At 66.2% G+C, this 15,856-nt stretch carries 17 protein-coding genes; 9 read left to right on the top strand and 8 right to left on the bottom strand.

The features are described 5' to 3' along the window. The first annotated feature begins 49 nt into the window (after positions 1-49). Positions 50-1,195, top strand: coding sequence for an alanine racemase (gene alr, locus K369_RS12740; protein ID WP_051949261.1), 1,146 nt, complete (start codon positions 50-52; stop codon positions 1,193-1,195). A gap of 4 nt (positions 1,196-1,199) precedes the next feature. Here the strand turns inward: alr and K369_RS12745 are convergent, their stop codons facing one another. From K369_RS12745 to K369_RS12770, 6 genes are all read right to left on the bottom strand, one after another. Beyond that, positions 1,200-1,856: a Maf-like protein gene (locus K369_RS12745; RefSeq protein WP_051949262.1), complete on the bottom strand. Its 657-nt coding sequence runs from the start codon at positions 1,854-1,856 to the stop codon at positions 1,200-1,202. Positions 1,857-1,865: 9 nt separating this feature from the next. Then, complete coding sequence (gene infA / locus K369_RS12750; protein ID WP_018266249.1) at positions 1,866-2,084, bottom strand: translation initiation factor IF-1; 219 nt, start codon at positions 2,082-2,084, stop codon at positions 1,866-1,868. 165 nt (positions 2,085-2,249) lie between these two features. Further along, complete coding sequence (locus K369_RS12755; protein WP_036291658.1) at positions 2,250-3,419, bottom strand: AI-2E family transporter; 1,170 nt, start codon at positions 3,417-3,419, stop codon at positions 2,250-2,252. Between the two features lie 104 nt (positions 3,420-3,523). Beyond that, the gene (locus K369_RS12760; protein WP_036295104.1) at positions 3,524-4,027 is read right to left on the bottom strand and encodes a GFA family protein; all 504 of its coding nucleotides are present in this window, start codon (positions 4,025-4,027) and stop codon (positions 3,524-3,526) included. Between the two features lie 55 nt (positions 4,028-4,082). After that, complete coding sequence (locus K369_RS12765) at positions 4,083-4,925, bottom strand: peptidoglycan-binding protein (protein WP_198033113.1); 843 nt, start codon at positions 4,923-4,925, stop codon at positions 4,083-4,085. A 104-nt stretch (positions 4,926-5,029) separates the two neighbouring features. Next, positions 5,030-6,364 carry a TAXI family TRAP transporter solute-binding subunit gene (locus K369_RS12770; RefSeq protein WP_051949263.1) on the bottom strand — a complete coding sequence of 445 codons (1,335 nt, stop codon included), beginning with the start codon at positions 6,362-6,364 and terminating at the stop codon, positions 5,030-5,032. Between the two features lie 105 nt (positions 6,365-6,469). On the opposite strand from K369_RS12770, the gene uvrC reads away from it, so the two are divergent. The 5 genes from uvrC (at position 6,470) to K369_RS12795 (ending at position 10,628) form a co-directional block, all read left to right on the top strand. Continuing rightward, entirely contained in the window at positions 6,470-8,437 is a 1,968-nt protein-coding gene (uvrC, locus tag K369_RS12775; protein WP_036291662.1) for an excinuclease ABC subunit UvrC, read from the top strand. A 179-nt stretch (positions 8,438-8,616) separates the two neighbouring features. Further along, positions 8,617-9,237, top strand: a complete 621-nt coding sequence (gene pgsA, locus K369_RS12780) for a CDP-diacylglycerol--glycerol-3-phosphate 3-phosphatidyltransferase (RefSeq protein WP_245278188.1) — start codon at positions 8,617-8,619, stop codon at positions 9,235-9,237. Further along, positions 9,234-9,485: a molybdopterin converting factor subunit 1 gene (moaD, locus tag K369_RS12785; protein ID WP_024880614.1), complete on the top strand. Its 252-nt coding sequence runs from the start codon at positions 9,234-9,236 to the stop codon at positions 9,483-9,485. Before pgsA ends, moaD begins: the two co-directional genes overlap by 4 nt. A gap of 93 nt (positions 9,486-9,578) precedes the next feature. Then, a complete protein-coding gene (locus K369_RS12790) occupies positions 9,579-10,151 on the top strand; it encodes a dienelactone hydrolase family protein (RefSeq protein ID WP_036291664.1) in 573 nt (190 codons plus the stop codon). A gap of 21 nt (positions 10,152-10,172) precedes the next feature. After that, positions 10,173-10,628, top strand: coding sequence for a molybdenum cofactor biosynthesis protein MoaE (locus K369_RS12795; RefSeq protein WP_036291666.1), 456 nt, complete (start codon positions 10,173-10,175; stop codon positions 10,626-10,628). An 83-nt stretch (positions 10,629-10,711) separates the two neighbouring features. On the opposite strand, the gene K369_RS12800 is transcribed toward K369_RS12795, so the two are convergent. Next, the gene (locus K369_RS12800) at positions 10,712-11,674 is read right to left on the bottom strand and encodes a transglycosylase SLT domain-containing protein (RefSeq protein ID WP_245278189.1); all 963 of its coding nucleotides are present in this window, start codon (positions 11,672-11,674) and stop codon (positions 10,712-10,714) included. A 368-nt stretch (positions 11,675-12,042) separates the two neighbouring features. Then, positions 12,043-12,504 carry an outer membrane protein assembly factor BamE gene (locus tag K369_RS12805; RefSeq protein ID WP_036291670.1) on the bottom strand — a complete coding sequence of 154 codons (462 nt, stop codon included), beginning with the start codon at positions 12,502-12,504 and terminating at the stop codon, positions 12,043-12,045. 246 nt (positions 12,505-12,750) lie between these two features. Between K369_RS12805 and K369_RS12810 the strand changes: the two genes are divergently transcribed. From K369_RS12810 to K369_RS12820, 3 genes are all read left to right on the top strand, one after another. Then, positions 12,751-13,377 carry a DUF177 domain-containing protein gene (locus K369_RS12810; protein ID WP_036295110.1) on the top strand — a complete coding sequence of 209 codons (627 nt, stop codon included), beginning with the start codon at positions 12,751-12,753 and terminating at the stop codon, positions 13,375-13,377. A 329-nt stretch (positions 13,378-13,706) separates the two neighbouring features. After that, entirely contained in the window at positions 13,707-14,756 is a 1,050-nt protein-coding gene (plsX, locus tag K369_RS12815; protein WP_036291672.1) for a phosphate acyltransferase PlsX, read from the top strand. After that, positions 14,753-15,742 (top strand): beta-ketoacyl-ACP synthase III, encoded by a 990-nt coding sequence (locus K369_RS12820; RefSeq protein ID WP_084570663.1) that lies wholly within the window; start codon positions 14,753-14,755, stop codon positions 15,740-15,742. Before plsX ends, K369_RS12820 begins: the two co-directional genes overlap by 4 nt. Positions 15,743-15,856 lie beyond the last annotated feature (114 nt).

A 15,856-nucleotide genomic window follows, 5' to 3' on the forward strand; every position in this document is an offset into this window, starting at 1 on the left:
ATGCTATTGGCCATGCGAACGCCATGCTCCGGCGCTAGAATATTGCCTCATGAGATTCGACCGTTCGGCCCGAGCGCCCCTGAATGAGACCGCCCCCGCCGAGGCGCGCGCGGGGGCGACGCTCACCATCGACCTTGCCGCCCTCGTCGCCAATTGGCGTCGGCTCGCCGCTTGCGCGAGCGAGAGCGAATGCGCGGCCGTGGTCAAGGCCGACGCCTATGGCCTCGGCGCCGAGCCCGCCGTGCGGGCGCTCGCCGCCGCCGGCTGCCGCAGTTTTTTCGTCGCCACCGCCGGGGAAGGCGAGCGCATTCGCGCCGTCGCCCCGCGCGCCATTGTCTATGTGCTCGAGGGATTGCCGCCCGGCGGCGCCCGCGCGCTCGCCGCCGGGCGGCTGCGCCCGGTTCTGGCCTCGCTCGAGGAAATCCGCGATTGGGCGGCGTTCGGCCGCTCCATCGGCCGCCGCCTGCCGGCAGCGCTGCAATTCGACACCGGCATGAATCGGCTGGGACTTTCGCTGCGCGACGCCGAGGCCGCGGCCACGGCGGCGCAGGATATAGATCTCACGCTGACGATGAGCCATTTCGTCTGCGCGCAATGGGCCGAGGACCCGCGCAATGCGGGGCAGATCGCCGCTTTCGAGACGGCACGGCGCGCCTTCCCCGGCGTGCCGGCCTCGCTCAGCAATTCCTCGGGAATCTTCCTGGAGCAGAAGCCGCATTACGATCTGCTACGCCCCGGCTATGCGCTCTATGGCGGCAATCCGACGCCGGCGGCGCCCAATCCGATGCGAACCGTCGCCCGGCTCGAGGCCCCGATTCTGGCGACGCGCTGGATCGAGGCCGGCGAGAGCGTCGGCTATGACGGCGTGTGGACGGCGACGCGGCCGACACGGCTGGCGACGCTCGGCCTCGGCTATGGCGACGGCTTTCCGGCCGCCGTCGCCGGCCCGGGCCGGCCCGCCCCGGAGGCGATCGTCGCCGGGCGGCGCTGCCCGATCGTCGGCCGCGTGTCGATGGATTTCGTCATGCTGGATGTGACCGACGTCCCCGAAGGCGCCGTCTATCGCGGCCAGACGGCGGAGCTTTTGGGCGAGACGATCGGGGTCGACGAGCTGGCGCTGCGCTGCGGGACCATCGGCTATGAGATTTTAACCCGGCTCGGCCGGCGCTATGAGCGGGTCTATATCGGCGGGTGAGCGCTCACGCCCGCTCGAACCAGGGCGCCAGCACCGGATAGCCCTCGCCGGCCAGCAGAGCGGCGGTCTCATAGAGCGGCAGGCCGACGACGGCCGAATAAGAGCCGATGAGCCGCACCGCGAAAGCGCCCGCGAGTCCCTGAATCGCATAGCCGCCGGCCTTGCCGCGCCATTCGCCGGAAGCGAGATAGGCGTCGATCTCGGTCGAGGAGAGGCGCTTGAAGCGCAGACGCGATTCGACCAGGCGGCGGCGCTCGGCCCCGCGCGGGGTGATCAGAGTGACGCCGGTAAAAACCCGGTGCTGGCGGCCCGAGAGCAGGCGCAGGCAATCCTCGGCCTGCTCTATGTCCTCGCATTTGGGCAGAATACGCCGGCCGACCGCCACCACAGTGTCGGCCGCGAGCACATAGCTGCCCTCGAGCTGGGGCTGATAGGCCCTTGTCTTTATGGCCGCCGCAGCCTTCTCGCCGGCGAGACGCTGGGCGAGGCTGCGCGGCAGCTCATTGCGCTGCGGAGTCTCGTCTATGTCGGTCGGCAACAGCGCGTCGGCGTCGAGGCCGATCTGCTGGAGCAGCTCGAGCCTGCGGGGCGAGGCCGAGGCCAGCACCAGCTTGGGCCGCGTATCGGTCGGGTGGGACGTCAAGACGATCGGCTCCGCCATAAATCGAAATTATTTGAAACGATAGGTAATCCGCCCTTTGGTGAGGTCATAGGGCGTCATCTCCACGAGAACCTTGTCCCCGGTGAGCACGCGGATGCGGTTTTTACGCATCTTTCCGGCCGTATGGGCGATGATCTCGTGCTCGTTCTCGAGCTTGACCCGAAACATCGCGCTGGGCAGCAGCTCGGTGACGACTCCGGGAAACTCCAACAGTTCTTCCTTGGCCATGTGGTTCCTTCTTCAGAGGCCGCGGCGGACCTCGGATAGCGAAAGGCCCGCTTGCGAAGCGGGCGCTCATCAATATGGGATCGAAGCCGGGACGCGCAAATCCGCGCCGGACCCTAATCGAGTACGGCTGATTTGTGAACCTTGCCTTTCGCTCCGTCGCGCGCTTCAGCGCTCCGGGGCGTGGACGATCGAGCCGGCGGCGGGCGGCTCGATCACGCGCGGCTCGGGAGCGTCCTCCGCCGGCGTCGCGACGAGGGCGCCGCCCTTGCCGTCCCCCGCCCAGGCGCTGAGCAGCTCCCAGGCGACGGCGAGCACCACCGGACCGACGAAAAGACCAATGATTCCATGCACCAGCACGCCGCCGATGACGCCGACGATAATGACCAGCAGCGGCGTCGTGAGCCCGCGCGCGATGACGATGGGCTTCAGCACATTATCGACCAGCGTCACCGTCAACATGCAGCAGGAGAAGAGCAGAGCCGGCAGCGTGTGCATCTCCGTCCAGGCCCAGATGATGGTGGGCACCACCACCATCAGCGGCCCGATCTGGACGATGGCGAGCACCAATATGCACAGGGTCAGCAGGCTCGCGCCGGGCGCGCCGGCGAGCTGCAGGCCGAGGCCGCCGATCGCCGCCTGCAGCAGCGACACGCCGATGACGCCGCGCGAGACGGTGCGGATCGTCGAGCCGGCGAGCTCGACGAAATGCTCGGCGCGTTTCGAATCGATGCGCGTCACCGCGGTCTTGATCGCGCGCACCAGCGCCGGTCCGGGCGCGAACAGAAAGCCGGCGATGATGACCGAAATCAGAAATTTGAACACGCCGGCGCCGGCGTTCTTGGTCGCGTCCAGCGCGATCTCGCCATAGGGCTTGAGCTGCGGCAGCGCCTGCGCGAGCGCGCTGCGCAGATTGGTGGAGGCGAGCTCCCAGAATTCATAGGCCGATGCGCCGATGAAGGGCCAGCTGCGCAAGGTCTCGGGCGGCGGCGGCACCCAGACGCCGCCAGCGTCGATTCGATCGGCGAGGGAGCGCAGCCCATCGACGACGCCGAGACCGAGCCAAGTCGCCGGCCCGATGACGAAGAGCAGGCCGAGAAAGGTGATGATCGTCGCCGCCAGCCGCCGGCGTCCGCCGAGCCATGCGGTCATCCATTCGAAGACGGGATAGAGCGCCACAGCGAGAATGGCGCTCCAGGTCACGATGGTGACGAAGGGCCGCACCAGCAGAAAGGACCAATAGGCGAGCGCGCCCAGCGCGCCCAGCCGGATGATCAAGTCGATGAGTGTCGCGTTCAGCCGCCGCCGGCCGGACGCTTCGCGCTGGTCCTCGATCACCGAGCTATCCCCAATTTTTTCGCGCCCCGCCGCTGCGACGCGCCTCCCCCCGGACAACATAGCGCGGATCGGCAATGGTTTCACGCCCAAGGCTGCGTTTCCGCCTACCGCCCGAGCGCCATGGCCAGCCGCGCCGCGATCAGCCGGCCGATGAGCCGCAGCGGAAAGCCGCGAAAGCTCGGCGCGTCCTGCGGCAGCGGCAGCGCCGAGCGGCGGCGCGCGACCTTGGTCCGCATCTCGATCGGCGGAAGATCGCCGGCAAAGCGCAGCCGATAGGTGGAGACCCAGAAGCCGGGGTCGAATTTCAGGAACATGCCCGTGCTGCAGCAGGAGGCGACCACCCTTCGGGTCGGCGAATCGGGCTTCAGCCTGTGATCCTCGAGCAGCTCCTCGCCCGCGACGCAGCGAAAACGGTCGTCGCGATAGGTGAGATAAGGCGTGCCGCCGTCGGGATCGCGCAGGAGATGCGCATGGGGAAGCGCCTCGATCCTGCGGCCGCCCTCCTGGCAATCGGAGCAATAGCAGACGGCGCTGACGATCGGCTCGCCGACCGCCTCGCAGCGCACGCGCCCGCAGGCGCAGGTGAAGCTTCGGGATGCGTGAGGCATGATCCAAATCCTCCGGCGAACCTCGCGCGGCAGGCGCGCCGCGCCGATCACCCCATCATAGAAACTTGATGAACTCGCAATCGAGACATTTGCCGAGCTCCGCATAGGCGGCGATCAAGGCCCCGCAAGACGCCAGAATGCCCTTGACCAGATCCTCCAGCCTGAACCCTCTCGACCCGACGAAGGTCAGCTGGCCGAGCTTATGGATGAGGTTTTGCGTCGCCACGGCGACCGCCATGCTCTCCTTCGAGCATTTCGTCATTTTCTCGGGGGTCGGGTTGCATTTGGCGCGCTCCTGCGCGAGCCGCTTGATGAACTCCGTCACCATCTCACGTATATTTTCGATAACGCGCTGCAGCACTTGCCCGGGTGAGGGAAGATTCAGCGCCTCGCGCAATTCGTCGACCTTACGGTTCATGAAACGATCGAAGTCTTGCCGCGCGCGTGGGTTGGCGTTCAGCATCGCGACCAGCGCCACGTACATCAGAATGATCAATATGAGGATAACAGGGATCGCCACCACCGCGCCGCCTGTGACGGGAACCAGATCACCGACATATTTCGCGATTCTGCGATCGAATTCGTTCAATTGGCGATTTTCGACGCCGGCCAGCTCCAACATCTTCCGCATGTCTTTGATCGCCTCGTCGATTTCTCCCAAGGTCAGCGCCAAGGCCGGAGCGGTATGCGGGCCGATGACGCCATCGGCGATCAAGCCCCTGCTCCGCTGAAACTCGATGACGCGGCCCTTGGTCAGCGGTCCGAAAACTCCATCGACAGCGAGACCATCGAGCAATGAGGGAGGAGCGGCGTTGAGATAATGCTGGGCGTGCGAGACCTCCGAGCCTCGGCATCCGAAACTCAGCAGCTGCCCGGGACGCAACCATGACTGGGCCATGACGACTCCTCTTCGAAAAGCGACGACGGTCGAATTTCCTCGCGGCGCGGCTTCCGCGCATGCATCGAGGCCCATCGGCGAACGAGTAAAAACAGCTCCGAGTATTACGCAATTCGTGTCGACTGCAAGGCTTCCGGCGTCGCGCGGAGCTGGGTCTTCCGCCATTCGATCGAGCGCCGCGCATGGTCTATGGCCAGCGAGGACACGGGATATTGATCCGCCGCCGTCTCGCCATCGGCGAGCTTGTTGACGCATTCGGCGACGAGCGCGCGAAACTCCGTCTCGATTCGCTCGAGACCGGCGCTGTCGGCGGTCAGCGCCTCGTCGGCGAGGGTCAGCAGGCGAAAGACGCGATTTTGATCCTGCACGAGCCGCCGATTGTTCCATAGGCCGAGCAGCACGGCGACGAGCGAGCCCAAAAGGCTCAGCGGAATGCCGATAATGTAGAAATATTGCTGGAGCGAATCGAAAAAGCTCTGATCGCCGCTCGCGAGATAGGCGGCGACGCCGGGATGGACCGGCAGCAGCGGATTCTGCGAATCGAGATCCGGCGCCTCGATCTGCGCGCCGCCCGGCGACAGGGCGGCGAGCTTGGCCTTGGTCTTGAAAATGGAGCGGCCAATCGCGCCCGCCACGACATTGAGCATGGAGAAAGGCGCGACCAGCCGATAGGTGACGGCGAGGCCCTTCACCGTATCGTCGGGCACGGGCGGGTGCGCCTTGAAGGCGCCTTCGGGGATATCCACAGATTCGAAGCCCGGAAATCGCTTCACCAGCGCGTCCGCCTGATCCATCGCCAGGAGCTGGGGCGGGCTCTTCATCGCCTTGGCGATGGAGGCGACGACATCGACCGCCTGCCCCGGCCCAATCGGCCCGACCGCCAGCGCCGCCGCCGCGCGGCCCACGCGCAGGGCCGGGCCGATCTCGGCGAGCGGCAGGACGAGGCGCCTCACGCTCGCCGCCGGAACGTCGAAATAGGCGAGGATTTCATCGAGCGCATGCTGATTTTCCGTCTGCAACGCGCCCTCCGGCACGGCGATGGTCTTGCGGGCGAGGCCGGCGGCGTCCTTGATCGGCGAGCCATGCGGCAGCACGATCGCCACCACGTCGCGGCGCAGAATGGCGATGGTCTGGCCATTGGAGGGCGCCGCGACATCGGTGCGCACAATGGCGAGATTGACCTTACGGTCCTCGAGCGCCTTGGAGCTGGCGGCAAGATCGGCGACCGGGACCTCCTCGACGCGGAGGAAAGGATGCGTCCCGGACACGACATGAATGAAGGTGGAGATGGCGCGCTGGGACGGCGACGTCGCCGGGCCGGTGGTGATGCGCAAGGTCGCTCGCGGCGACAGGTAATAAAAGAGCGACAGCGCCGCCGCGAGAGCGAACAGCAGAACCGCGACCCAGAAGATCAGGCGTGGCGCATGGCCTTTGGGCATGTGGCCTCCTCCCTATGCGAGGAGAAATAGGCCGGCGCGCGCCACAGCCCACGGCCTCGTCATGCGCTCTTCCCATTCGCGCGCGCCGGGCATAAATCTCGCCGCATGAGCGATACGCCCGACCTTCCCGAAACCCTCGATGAGGAAGAGGACCTCGCGGAGGAGGCCGAAGGCGCCGCTCCGCCCGAGCTCGCGGCCGACACGCCGGAGAGCGTCAAACGCGGCGTCTCGGTCATCAAATCTTATTGGAAGAACGCGCCCAACGGGCCGGGCGTCTATCGCATGATCGCCGAGAATGGCGAGGTTCTCTATGTCGGCAAGGCCAAGAATGTCCGCAAGCGCATAGCGAGCTACACGCGCCTCGCCGGCCATGTGAACCGCATCGCGCGCATGATCTCGGCCACCGCCTCTATGATGTTCATCTCGGTCGAGACCGAGACCGAGGCGCTGCTGCTCGAGACCAATCTCATCAAGCAGATGAAGCCGCGCTTCAACGTGCTGATGCGCGACGACAAGAGCTTTCCCTATATTCTCATCGCGCGCGATCATGATGCGCCGCAGATCGCCAAGCATCGCGGCGCGCGCTCGCGCAAGGGCGATTATTTCGGCCCCTTCGCCAACGCCGGCGCGGTGGGGCGCGCGCTCAATGCGCTGCAGCGGGCGTTTCTGCTGCGCTCCTGCACCGATTCCTTCTACGAGAATCGCACGCGGCCCTGCCTGCTCTATCAGATCAAGCGCTGCGCCGGCCCTTGCACGGGCGAAATCTCGATCGAGGATTATTCCGTGCTGGTGCAGGAGGCGCATGACTTTCTCACCGGCAAGAGCCGCTCCGTGCGCGAGCAGCTCGCGACCGAGATGACCGCGGCGGCCGAGAAGCTCGAGTTCGAGCGCGCCGCGCGGCTACGCGACCGCATCTCCGCGCTATCGCTCATTCAAGGCACGCAAGGGGTCAATCCGCGCAGCGTCGAGGAGGCGGACGTCTTCGCCATCGCCAAGGAGGCGGGGCGCTTCTGCATCGAGGCGTTTTTCTTCCGCGCTTTTCAGAATTGGGGCGACCGCGCCTATTTCCCGCGCGCCGATCAGAGCCTTTCGGAAGAAGAGGTGCTCGGCTCCTTCCTCGCGCAATTCTATGGCGAGCATCCGCCGGCGCCTCTGGTGCTGCTCTCCCATGCGATCGAGGATCGCGAGCTGCTGACGGAAGCGCTGTCGGACAAGCTCGGCCGCAAGGTGGAGATCGCGACGCCCCAGCGCGGCGAGAAGCGCGAGCTGGTCGAGCATGCGCAAACCAACGCCAAGCAGACGCTGACGCGCAAGCTCACCGAGGACGCGAGCCAGGAGAAGCTGCTCATCGCCCTCGGCGAGATGTTCGGCATGGAGAAACCGCCGCGCCGCGTCGAGGTCTATGACAATTCCCATACGGGCGGCCAGCAGGCCATAGGCGCGATGATCGTCGCCGGGCCGACCGGCTTCATGAAGACGCATTACCGCACCTTCAACATAAAGAGCGCCGAGATCACGCCCGGCGACGATTACGGCATGATGCGGGAAGTGCTGGCGCGCCGCTTCGCCCGCATCGCGAAGGACGCGGAAAAGCCGGAGGAAGAGGCGCCGGACGCGTTTCCGTCCAAGCCCGATCTCGTGATCATCGACGGCGGCCGCGGACAATTCGACGCCGCCCGCGCGGTGGCGACGGAGATCGGCCTCGAGGGCGTGACCATCGCCTCCATCGCCAAGGGCGCCGACCGCAACGCCGGCCGCGAGATGTTTTTCGTCGAGGGCCGCGAGCCCTTCCGCCTGCCGCCGCATGATCCCGCGCTCTATTTCGTCCAGCGCCTGCGCGACGAGGCGCATCGCTTCGCCATCGGCACGCATCGCGCGCGGCGCAAGAAGGAATTCGCCAAGAACCCGCTGGACGAGATCGCGGGCGTGGGGCCGGCGCGAAAAAGGGCGCTGCTGCTCGCCTTCGGCACAGCCAAGGCGGTGGCCGGAGCCGCGCTCTGCGACCTCGAGAATGTGCCGGGCGTCAACAAGGCGACGGCGCGGCTCGTCTTCGACCATTTCCAGCGCGGCTGAAACGGCTAACGTCTAAAATTTGTGCGCGGCTCGGCGATGCTCCCGCCGACCCGCGCCGAGCGGCAAAATGCCGGTTTTGCCGAAGCTTCCCGTCGCCGCGCGGGAGATCGGACCGGCTGTGGAGGCGCGCGGCGGCGGCGAGGCGCCCGTCTCTTCTATTGACAAGGGAGGCGCTCGCCATGTTCCTTCGCGGCATGACATCGACGGCCATTCCGCCGCGCCACGGGCGCGCGCTCTCCCTGCCCAATATTCTGACCTATGGCCGGCTCGTCGCCGTACCCGTGGTCGCGGGCCTGCTGCAATGGCCGGACGAGCATTGGATGCGCTGGACGGCGCTCGGCGTCTTCACCGCAGCCGCCATCACCGATTTCTTCGACGGCTATCTCGCCCGCGCCTGGGCGCAGCAATCGACGCTCGGCGCCATGCTCGACCCCATAGCCGACAAGCTGCTCGTCGCCGCCACTCTGCTGATGGTGGTCGCCGATCAGACCATCTCCGGCGTCACCATTTGGGCGGCGCTCATCATCCTGTGCCGTGAGATTCTGGTCTCCGGCCTGCGCGAATATCTCGCCGAGCTGAAAGTGCCGCTGCCGGTCAGCGCCATCGCCAAATGGAAGACGACGCTGCAGCTCTTCGCGCTCGGCTTCTTCATCGCCGGCCCGGCCGGCGAGTTGGTGCTGCCCGGCACGGTGAACATCGGCAGCGTGCTGCTGTGGATCGCCGCGCTGCTGACGCTCTATACCGGCTATGACTATATGAGAGCCGGCTGGGCGCATTTCGGAACGGATGAGGCGCGATGAAGGCTCTCTATTTCGCCTGGGTGCGCGAGCGAATCGGCCGCGCCGAGGAAGAGCTCTCCCCTCCCCCGGAGGTGGCGACCGTCGGCGAGCTGATCGCCTGGCTGAAGTCGCGCGACGAGGCCTATGCTCTGGCTTTCGAGAACGCCGCCGTCATTCGCACGGCGATCGACAAGGCCCATGTACGCCATGAGACGCCGATCGCCGGAGCGCGCGAGATCGCCTTTTTCCCGCCGATGACCGGAGGGTGAGAGATTTGCCGCTCGACGAGCGAGCGCGCCGCCGGTCTTCGACCCAGCGCAATTTCTCGCGCCACAGCCCGTGACAGCGGGCGGAGAATCGGGATGTCCGTCAAAAAGAGCGTCGTGCTTTTTCATTCCATTCTCGGCCTCCGACATGCGGAGCGCGAGATCGCCGACGCCTTCGAGCGCGAGGGGCTGTCCGTCATTCTTCCCGATCTCTTCGCCGGACGCGTAGCGAAAAGCTATGAGGACGGATTCCGGATAAAGGACGAAATCGGCGACGCGCTCATCCTCGAAAGAGCAGAAAGAGCGCTCGAGGACGCGCCGGCGGACGCTGTTTTGGCCGGGATATCTTTCGGAGCGTTTCTAGTCGGCCGCGTCTGGAAAAGCCGTCCCCATATGCCCGGAGCGCTGCTCATTGCGGGAACGGCGCCATGGATGAAGCCGCCGAGATGCGGTCTTCCGGTCTCGGCCCATATCGCTCGGCCGGACCCTTTCGACGACGAGAGCTTCTTCGCGCAATGGGCGAAAGCGGCGGAAAACGCGGCTCTGCAATTGTATCGCTACGACAATGTCGGACATTACTTTTTGGACCGCGATCTCCCAGACTATGACGCCGCCGCCGCCGCGCTCTGCATGAAGCGATCGGTCGAGTTCTTCGCCGGTCTTCCCTGACTCCCCCTCCGGCTATTTGCTATGCCCACCATCCGCATCCAATCCGCCCCATTCGATCCGGCTCATGAAGCCGCGCTGATCGAGGACGGCCGCCGCGACATTGGCGCGATCGTCTCCTTCACCGGCCTGTGCCGCGACGAGGACGGGACGCTCGCGGCGCTGGAGCTCGAGCATTATCCCGGCATGGCCGAGGCGGAGATCGCCCGCGTCGCCGAGGAGGCGCTCGCCCGCTGGCCGCTATCTGCGCTTACCGTCATCCATCGCCACGGGCGCATTTTGCCGGGCGAGAGAATCGTGCTCGTCGTCACGGCCGCGCGCCATCGCGGCGAGGCATTCGCCGCAGCGGAATTTCTGATGGATTATCTGAAGACCAGAGCCCCCTTCTGGAAGAAGGAGCATCGCGCGGACGGCAGCGTCGGCGACTGGGTCGAGGCCAAGGCCAAGGACGATGCCGCCGCCGAACGCTGGAACAAGTGACGGCTTCGACCGCCTGAACGCGGCCGAGACAAACGAAAAAGGCGGCCGCTGGGGCCGCCTTTCTCATTTTCTGCGGACGAATCTCACTCCGTATAGGCGAGCGCCCCGCCCGGCAGCTGCTGCTCCACGCCCTTGTAGCGATTGGAGCGCTGGCCCATCATCGCCTCGAAGGCTTCGTGAACCTCGCTCACCGACTTCGGCTTCATCTTCTTGCCCTGGCGGGCGAAGAAGATCGGCTTATTGGCGCGGGCGGGCCGCGGCAGCAGCTTGGCGGCCGGGGTGTTGGGCGCCTCCTCCACCTTCGCCATGAAGCGGGCGGCGTCGTCCGGCCCCAGGAAGTGGATGAGATAGGTCTCGCCCACGGTCAGCGGACGGCCGATTCGCTCGGCGATGCGCTCGCCGTCATGCTTCAGCATCTCGGCGGCGAAGACCGCGGAGAGATAGGGGTCGTTGCGCATGGCCAGAATCTCGGAGCGCTTCTGCGGCGCGACGCGATAGTCGCCGCCGATCGCCTCCGCCGCGGCCTCCTGGCCATGACTGCGGCCGAACATGCGCACGGCCTTCAGCCAGGTCGAATCGATGAACTGGAACAGCCCGCTCGCCGAGGAGGTGCTGGCCTTGGCCTTGGGCGCGAAGCTCGACTCCTTGTCGGCGATCGCCATCAGCATGGCCGGATCGGAGCCAGTGGTCTTGGCCGCCTGCACCACATGCTCGACAATGGCGCGGGCGACGCGCACCGGGCCGAATTGCAGCACCGCCGGGGCGGCGCCGGAGAGGCTCGCCTGCGCCTCATTGGCGACGTCGGCGGCGCCGGACCAGGCCTTCACCGCCTCGCCCATCGCTTCGGCGGCGTCGGCGTCGAGCGGCTGATCGGTGAGGCCGCGATTGGTCAGAAAGAACAAGGGCGGCGGCGCCGGGCGGCTGCGCGCGCCGGCGCGCGAGGCCTCCGACAGTCTGAACCGGCCCCAGCCATCCGGCATCGAGAGCAACGCGGCCACCAGGGCGAAGGCGAGAGCCGTCGCTATGGCGAAAGCGCGAAGGAGCATGTGAACGGATCCGTCGGCCCCCGCGAGGGGGCGGTCCGCGTCTGCGCGGTCGAACACGGGCAGAAAGCGCGACCATTTCGGCGCCGACGCTTCGCCGCGAACGGCAGGAGCTATCGCTTCGAAAGACACTCTGTTTCATTCCTCGCTGTTGTTTGGACGAGACAGAGGCTAGCAACCGCGAGGGGCGAAAAATCGACTGCGCGCGTCACGCGCGCGTCACATTCGGGCGGGGCCGTAGTTCCCACAAACCCTTAAAAATGAAGCGATCGGCTACGTACGGAGGCGGCCGGCCGATTCGCCCGCCACATTTGCGCCGAATCGACACAGCCACGCTTGCGATTGAAAAAGCTAGGATTTTTTCCGAATCGTCAGAAGCTGGTCAGCTTCGACAGCATATTGCGGATGAAATTGAACTCGGCCCCGGCCGTGGGCGTCGTGCGGCTGACGAAATCGACGACCTTGCCGTCCTTCAACCCATAATCGGCGATGCGCTGGACCTTTTTCCCTTTATCGAAATAGACCGCGAGAATGTGCTGGTCGGCGACCTCGGGCGGGAGGAAGGCGAGCTCGCGCTCGATGCGCTGGCTGAAATAGTACCAGGCGTCGCCGCCGATCGTCGATGTCGTCGAAGGCGTGCCGAGCAGAGCCAGCACTTGCGGAGCCGGCAGGCCCACCTTCACCTGCGCGACCTTGCGCTCCTCGATGACGGCGCCGCGATTGATGACGCCGTCATAGCCGAGGCACCCGGCGAGCGGCGTGGCCAGCAGCGCGAGGGCGGCGAGGCGGCGGGCCTGCCGCGAGAAGACGACGAGCGAAACCCGAGACCGCATTTTTCTCTCCGCGCTGCGCCTCTCCCGAGGCCGACCTCTATCGCGACAATGTTCGAGCTTGCCTAACTCTCGCTCTGCGCGAAAGCAAGCAGCGACGCCTCCGGCGCAACCCTCGGGCTGGCGTCGGCGCCTCTTCGACCGTATCAATGGCCGGAAAATGGCGAAGCTTCGACCAATGGGCGCGGCGCCCATCTATATTTCATATTGTCGGCCGAGGCGGCGACGTCCGAGGAGAAGGAGCGGCGAATGAGCGACGATCTGCAATTGCCCGAAACCCCATTCTCACGCCCGATCGCCGCCGTCGATATTCCCGAGGACGGGCTGGAGCTGACCATTTCCGCCGACGCCTCCGAGCGCGCGGCCCTCGCCGAGGCGGACGATCTCGCCGCGCTGAGCCGCCTCGAGGCGAAGCTGAAAGTGACGCGCGCGGGCCGCGGCGGCCTGCGCGTCGTCGGCGAGTTCATCGCCGACATTCGCCAAACCTGCGTGGTGACGCTCGAGGAATTCGACTCCCGCGTCGTCGAGCCCATCGACCTGTCCTTCGCGCCGGAAGCCGCCCCGGCCGCCCCGCCCCCGACGGAACGCATGTCCCGGCGCCGGCGCGAGGCCGAGCCGGAGGAGCCGAAAGAGCCGAGAGCGAGCCGGCACATCGCCGATCTCGACGAGGATGCGCCCGATCCGCTCGTCGATGGGCGAATCGATCTCGGCGCTATCGTCGCGGAATTTCTGGCGCTGGCGCTCGATCCCTATCCGCGCAAGCCGGGCGCGCTCTTCACTCCGCCCGAAGAGAAGGCGGAGGAAGAGAAGCCGCCGGCGAAAGTCTCTCCCTTCGCCGGCCTGCGCGACGCGCTCGGCAAGGGACGCAGAAACTGAGCCCGGCTTTGCAAGAGCGTGACGGAGAGCCTGTAGATTCGGCGACATGCGACGATGCGCCGTGACCGGCTCGCTCGTGGGAAGCTGGAGCGACGGCAGGAATTGCTCTTGCGCTGGCGCCGCGCAAATGGCAATTCGTCAGCCGCTGGCGCCTTGGGCCGGCGGCGAGCCCGGTCCCTGACGAGAAATCGCTCGGAACCGAGGGCAAAAGCGAGCCATAGCGGCTTCGCTTCGCCGCATCTTTCGCGCGTCCGGCGGCCCCGTGGGGCGGAGCGTTGCGGGCCGCGCGGACATTCGCAATTCGTATTCAGCTCGGGAGACGAGGCAGAATGGCGCAGCCCATTCGCATAGCGTTGGACGCCATGGGCGGCGATCATGGTCCGAAAGTCACCATCGCCGGCGCCGCCATCGCTCACGATCGTCATCCCGACAGCAGCTTCCTGCTGTTCGGCGACGAAGGGCAGATTCGCGCCGAGCTGGCCGCGCATCCGCGCCTCGCCCATGTCGCGACCGTCCGTCACTGCGATGTCGCCGTCCGCATGGACGACAAGCCGAGCCAGGCGCTGCGCTCCGGCCGCCGCGTCTCCTCCATGTGGCAGGCGATCGAGGCGGTGAAGAAGGGCGAAGCCGATGTCGCCATCTCCGCCGGCAACACGGGCGCGCTGATGGCCATGGCCAAGGTCTGCCTGCGCACAATGGCCAAGATCGAGCGTCCGGCGCTCGCCTGCCTATGGCCGGCGCCGACGGCGCGCGGCTATTCCATCGTGCTCGACGTCGGCGCCTCCATCGGCGCGGACGCCCGCCATCTCGTCGATCTCGCCGTCATGGGCGCGGCTATGGCGCGCTCGCTCTTCGACATAGAGCGGCCGAGCGTCGGCCTGCTCAATGTCGGCGTCGAGGAGATCAAGGGCGTCGAGGAGGTCAAGACCGCCTCGCGCCTACTGAAGGAGGCAGAGCTTCCCGATCTCGACTATCACGGCTTCGTCGAGGGCGACGAGATCGGCAAGGGCGTCGTCGACGTCGTCGTGGTGGAGGGCTTCTCCGGCAATATCGCGCTGAAGACCGCCGAAGGCACGGCGACTCAGATCACCAATTATCTGCGCGAGGCGATCGGCCGCAGCTGGCTCGCCAAGATCGGCTATCTGCTGGCGCGCGGCGCCTTTCGCGAGCTGCGCGACAAGATCGACGTTCGCAACATCAATGGCGGCGTGTTTCTCGGCCTCGAGGGGATCGTCATCAAGAGCCATGGCGGCGCCGATGCGCTGGCCTTCGCCCGCGCGGTCGAGATCGGCTATGAGATGGCGCATCAAGGCCTGCTCTCCAAGATCCGCGACATGCTGGCCTCGAGCCGCCGCGACGACCAGGAAGCCGCTCAGTGACTCTTATCCCGCGCCCTCTGCGCTCTGTCGTCGTCGGCCTCGGCAGCTATCTGCCGAGCCGCATCCTCACCAATGAGGAGCTCGCCGCCAAGGTCGACACCAGCGACGAATGGATCACCCAGCGCACCGGCATTAAGGAGCGTCACATCGCCGCGCCCGGCGAGACCACCTCCATGCTCGGCGAGAAAGCAGCGCGCGCCGCGCTGGCCGACGCCGGCCTCGGCCCGGAGGATATCGATCTCGTCATCGTCGGCACATCGACGCCCGACTATACTTTTCCCTCCACGGCGACGCAGATTCAGGCCGCGCTCGGCATGACGCACGGCGCCGCCTTCGATCTTCAGGCCGTGTGCTCGGGTTTCGTCTACGCTCTGACGACGGCGGAGAAGTTTCTTCGCTCCGGCTCGCACAAGCGCGCGCTCGTGATCGGCGCGGAGACATTCTCGCGCATTCTCGACTGGAACGATCGCACCACCTGCGTGCTGTTCGGCGACGGCGCCGGCGCCATCGTGCTCGAGGCGCGCGAGAGCGAAGGCTCGCTCGCCGAGCGCGGCATATTGACCACGCATTTGCGCTCGGACGGACGCCATCGCGCCAAATTGCATGTCGACGGCGGCCCCTCCTCGACCGGAACGGTCGGCCATTTGCGCATGGAAGGCAAGGAAGTGTTCCGCTTCGCCGTCGGCATGGTGACGGATGTCGTTACCGACGCTTTTGCTGCGACCGGCTTCACGGCCGCCGATCTCTCCTGGTTCGTGCCGCATCAGGCCAATCGCCGCATCATCGACATGTCGGCGACGAAGCTCGGAATCGCGCCGGAAAAGGTCGTCGCCACAGTGCATTTGCACGGCAACACCTCGGCCGCCTCCATTCCGCTCGCTCTGTCGGTCGCGCGCGACGACGGACGCATCAAGCGTGACGATCTCGTGATGCTCGAAGCGGTCGGCGGCGGATTCACATGGGGCTCTGCGCTCATCCGCTGGTGAGGCGCCACGAAATCCCGGTCGTGAAACTGCAACCTGCGCTTGATTTTCGTCGTAGTTTCTGAAAAATAATCAAATTGAGTTTTTCGCTCCTCGCGAACGGGACCTGCGGCGCCC

The organism is Methylosinus sp. PW1 (assembly GCF_000745215.1).
Classification (GTDB): Bacteria; Pseudomonadota; Alphaproteobacteria; order Rhizobiales; family Beijerinckiaceae; genus Methylosinus.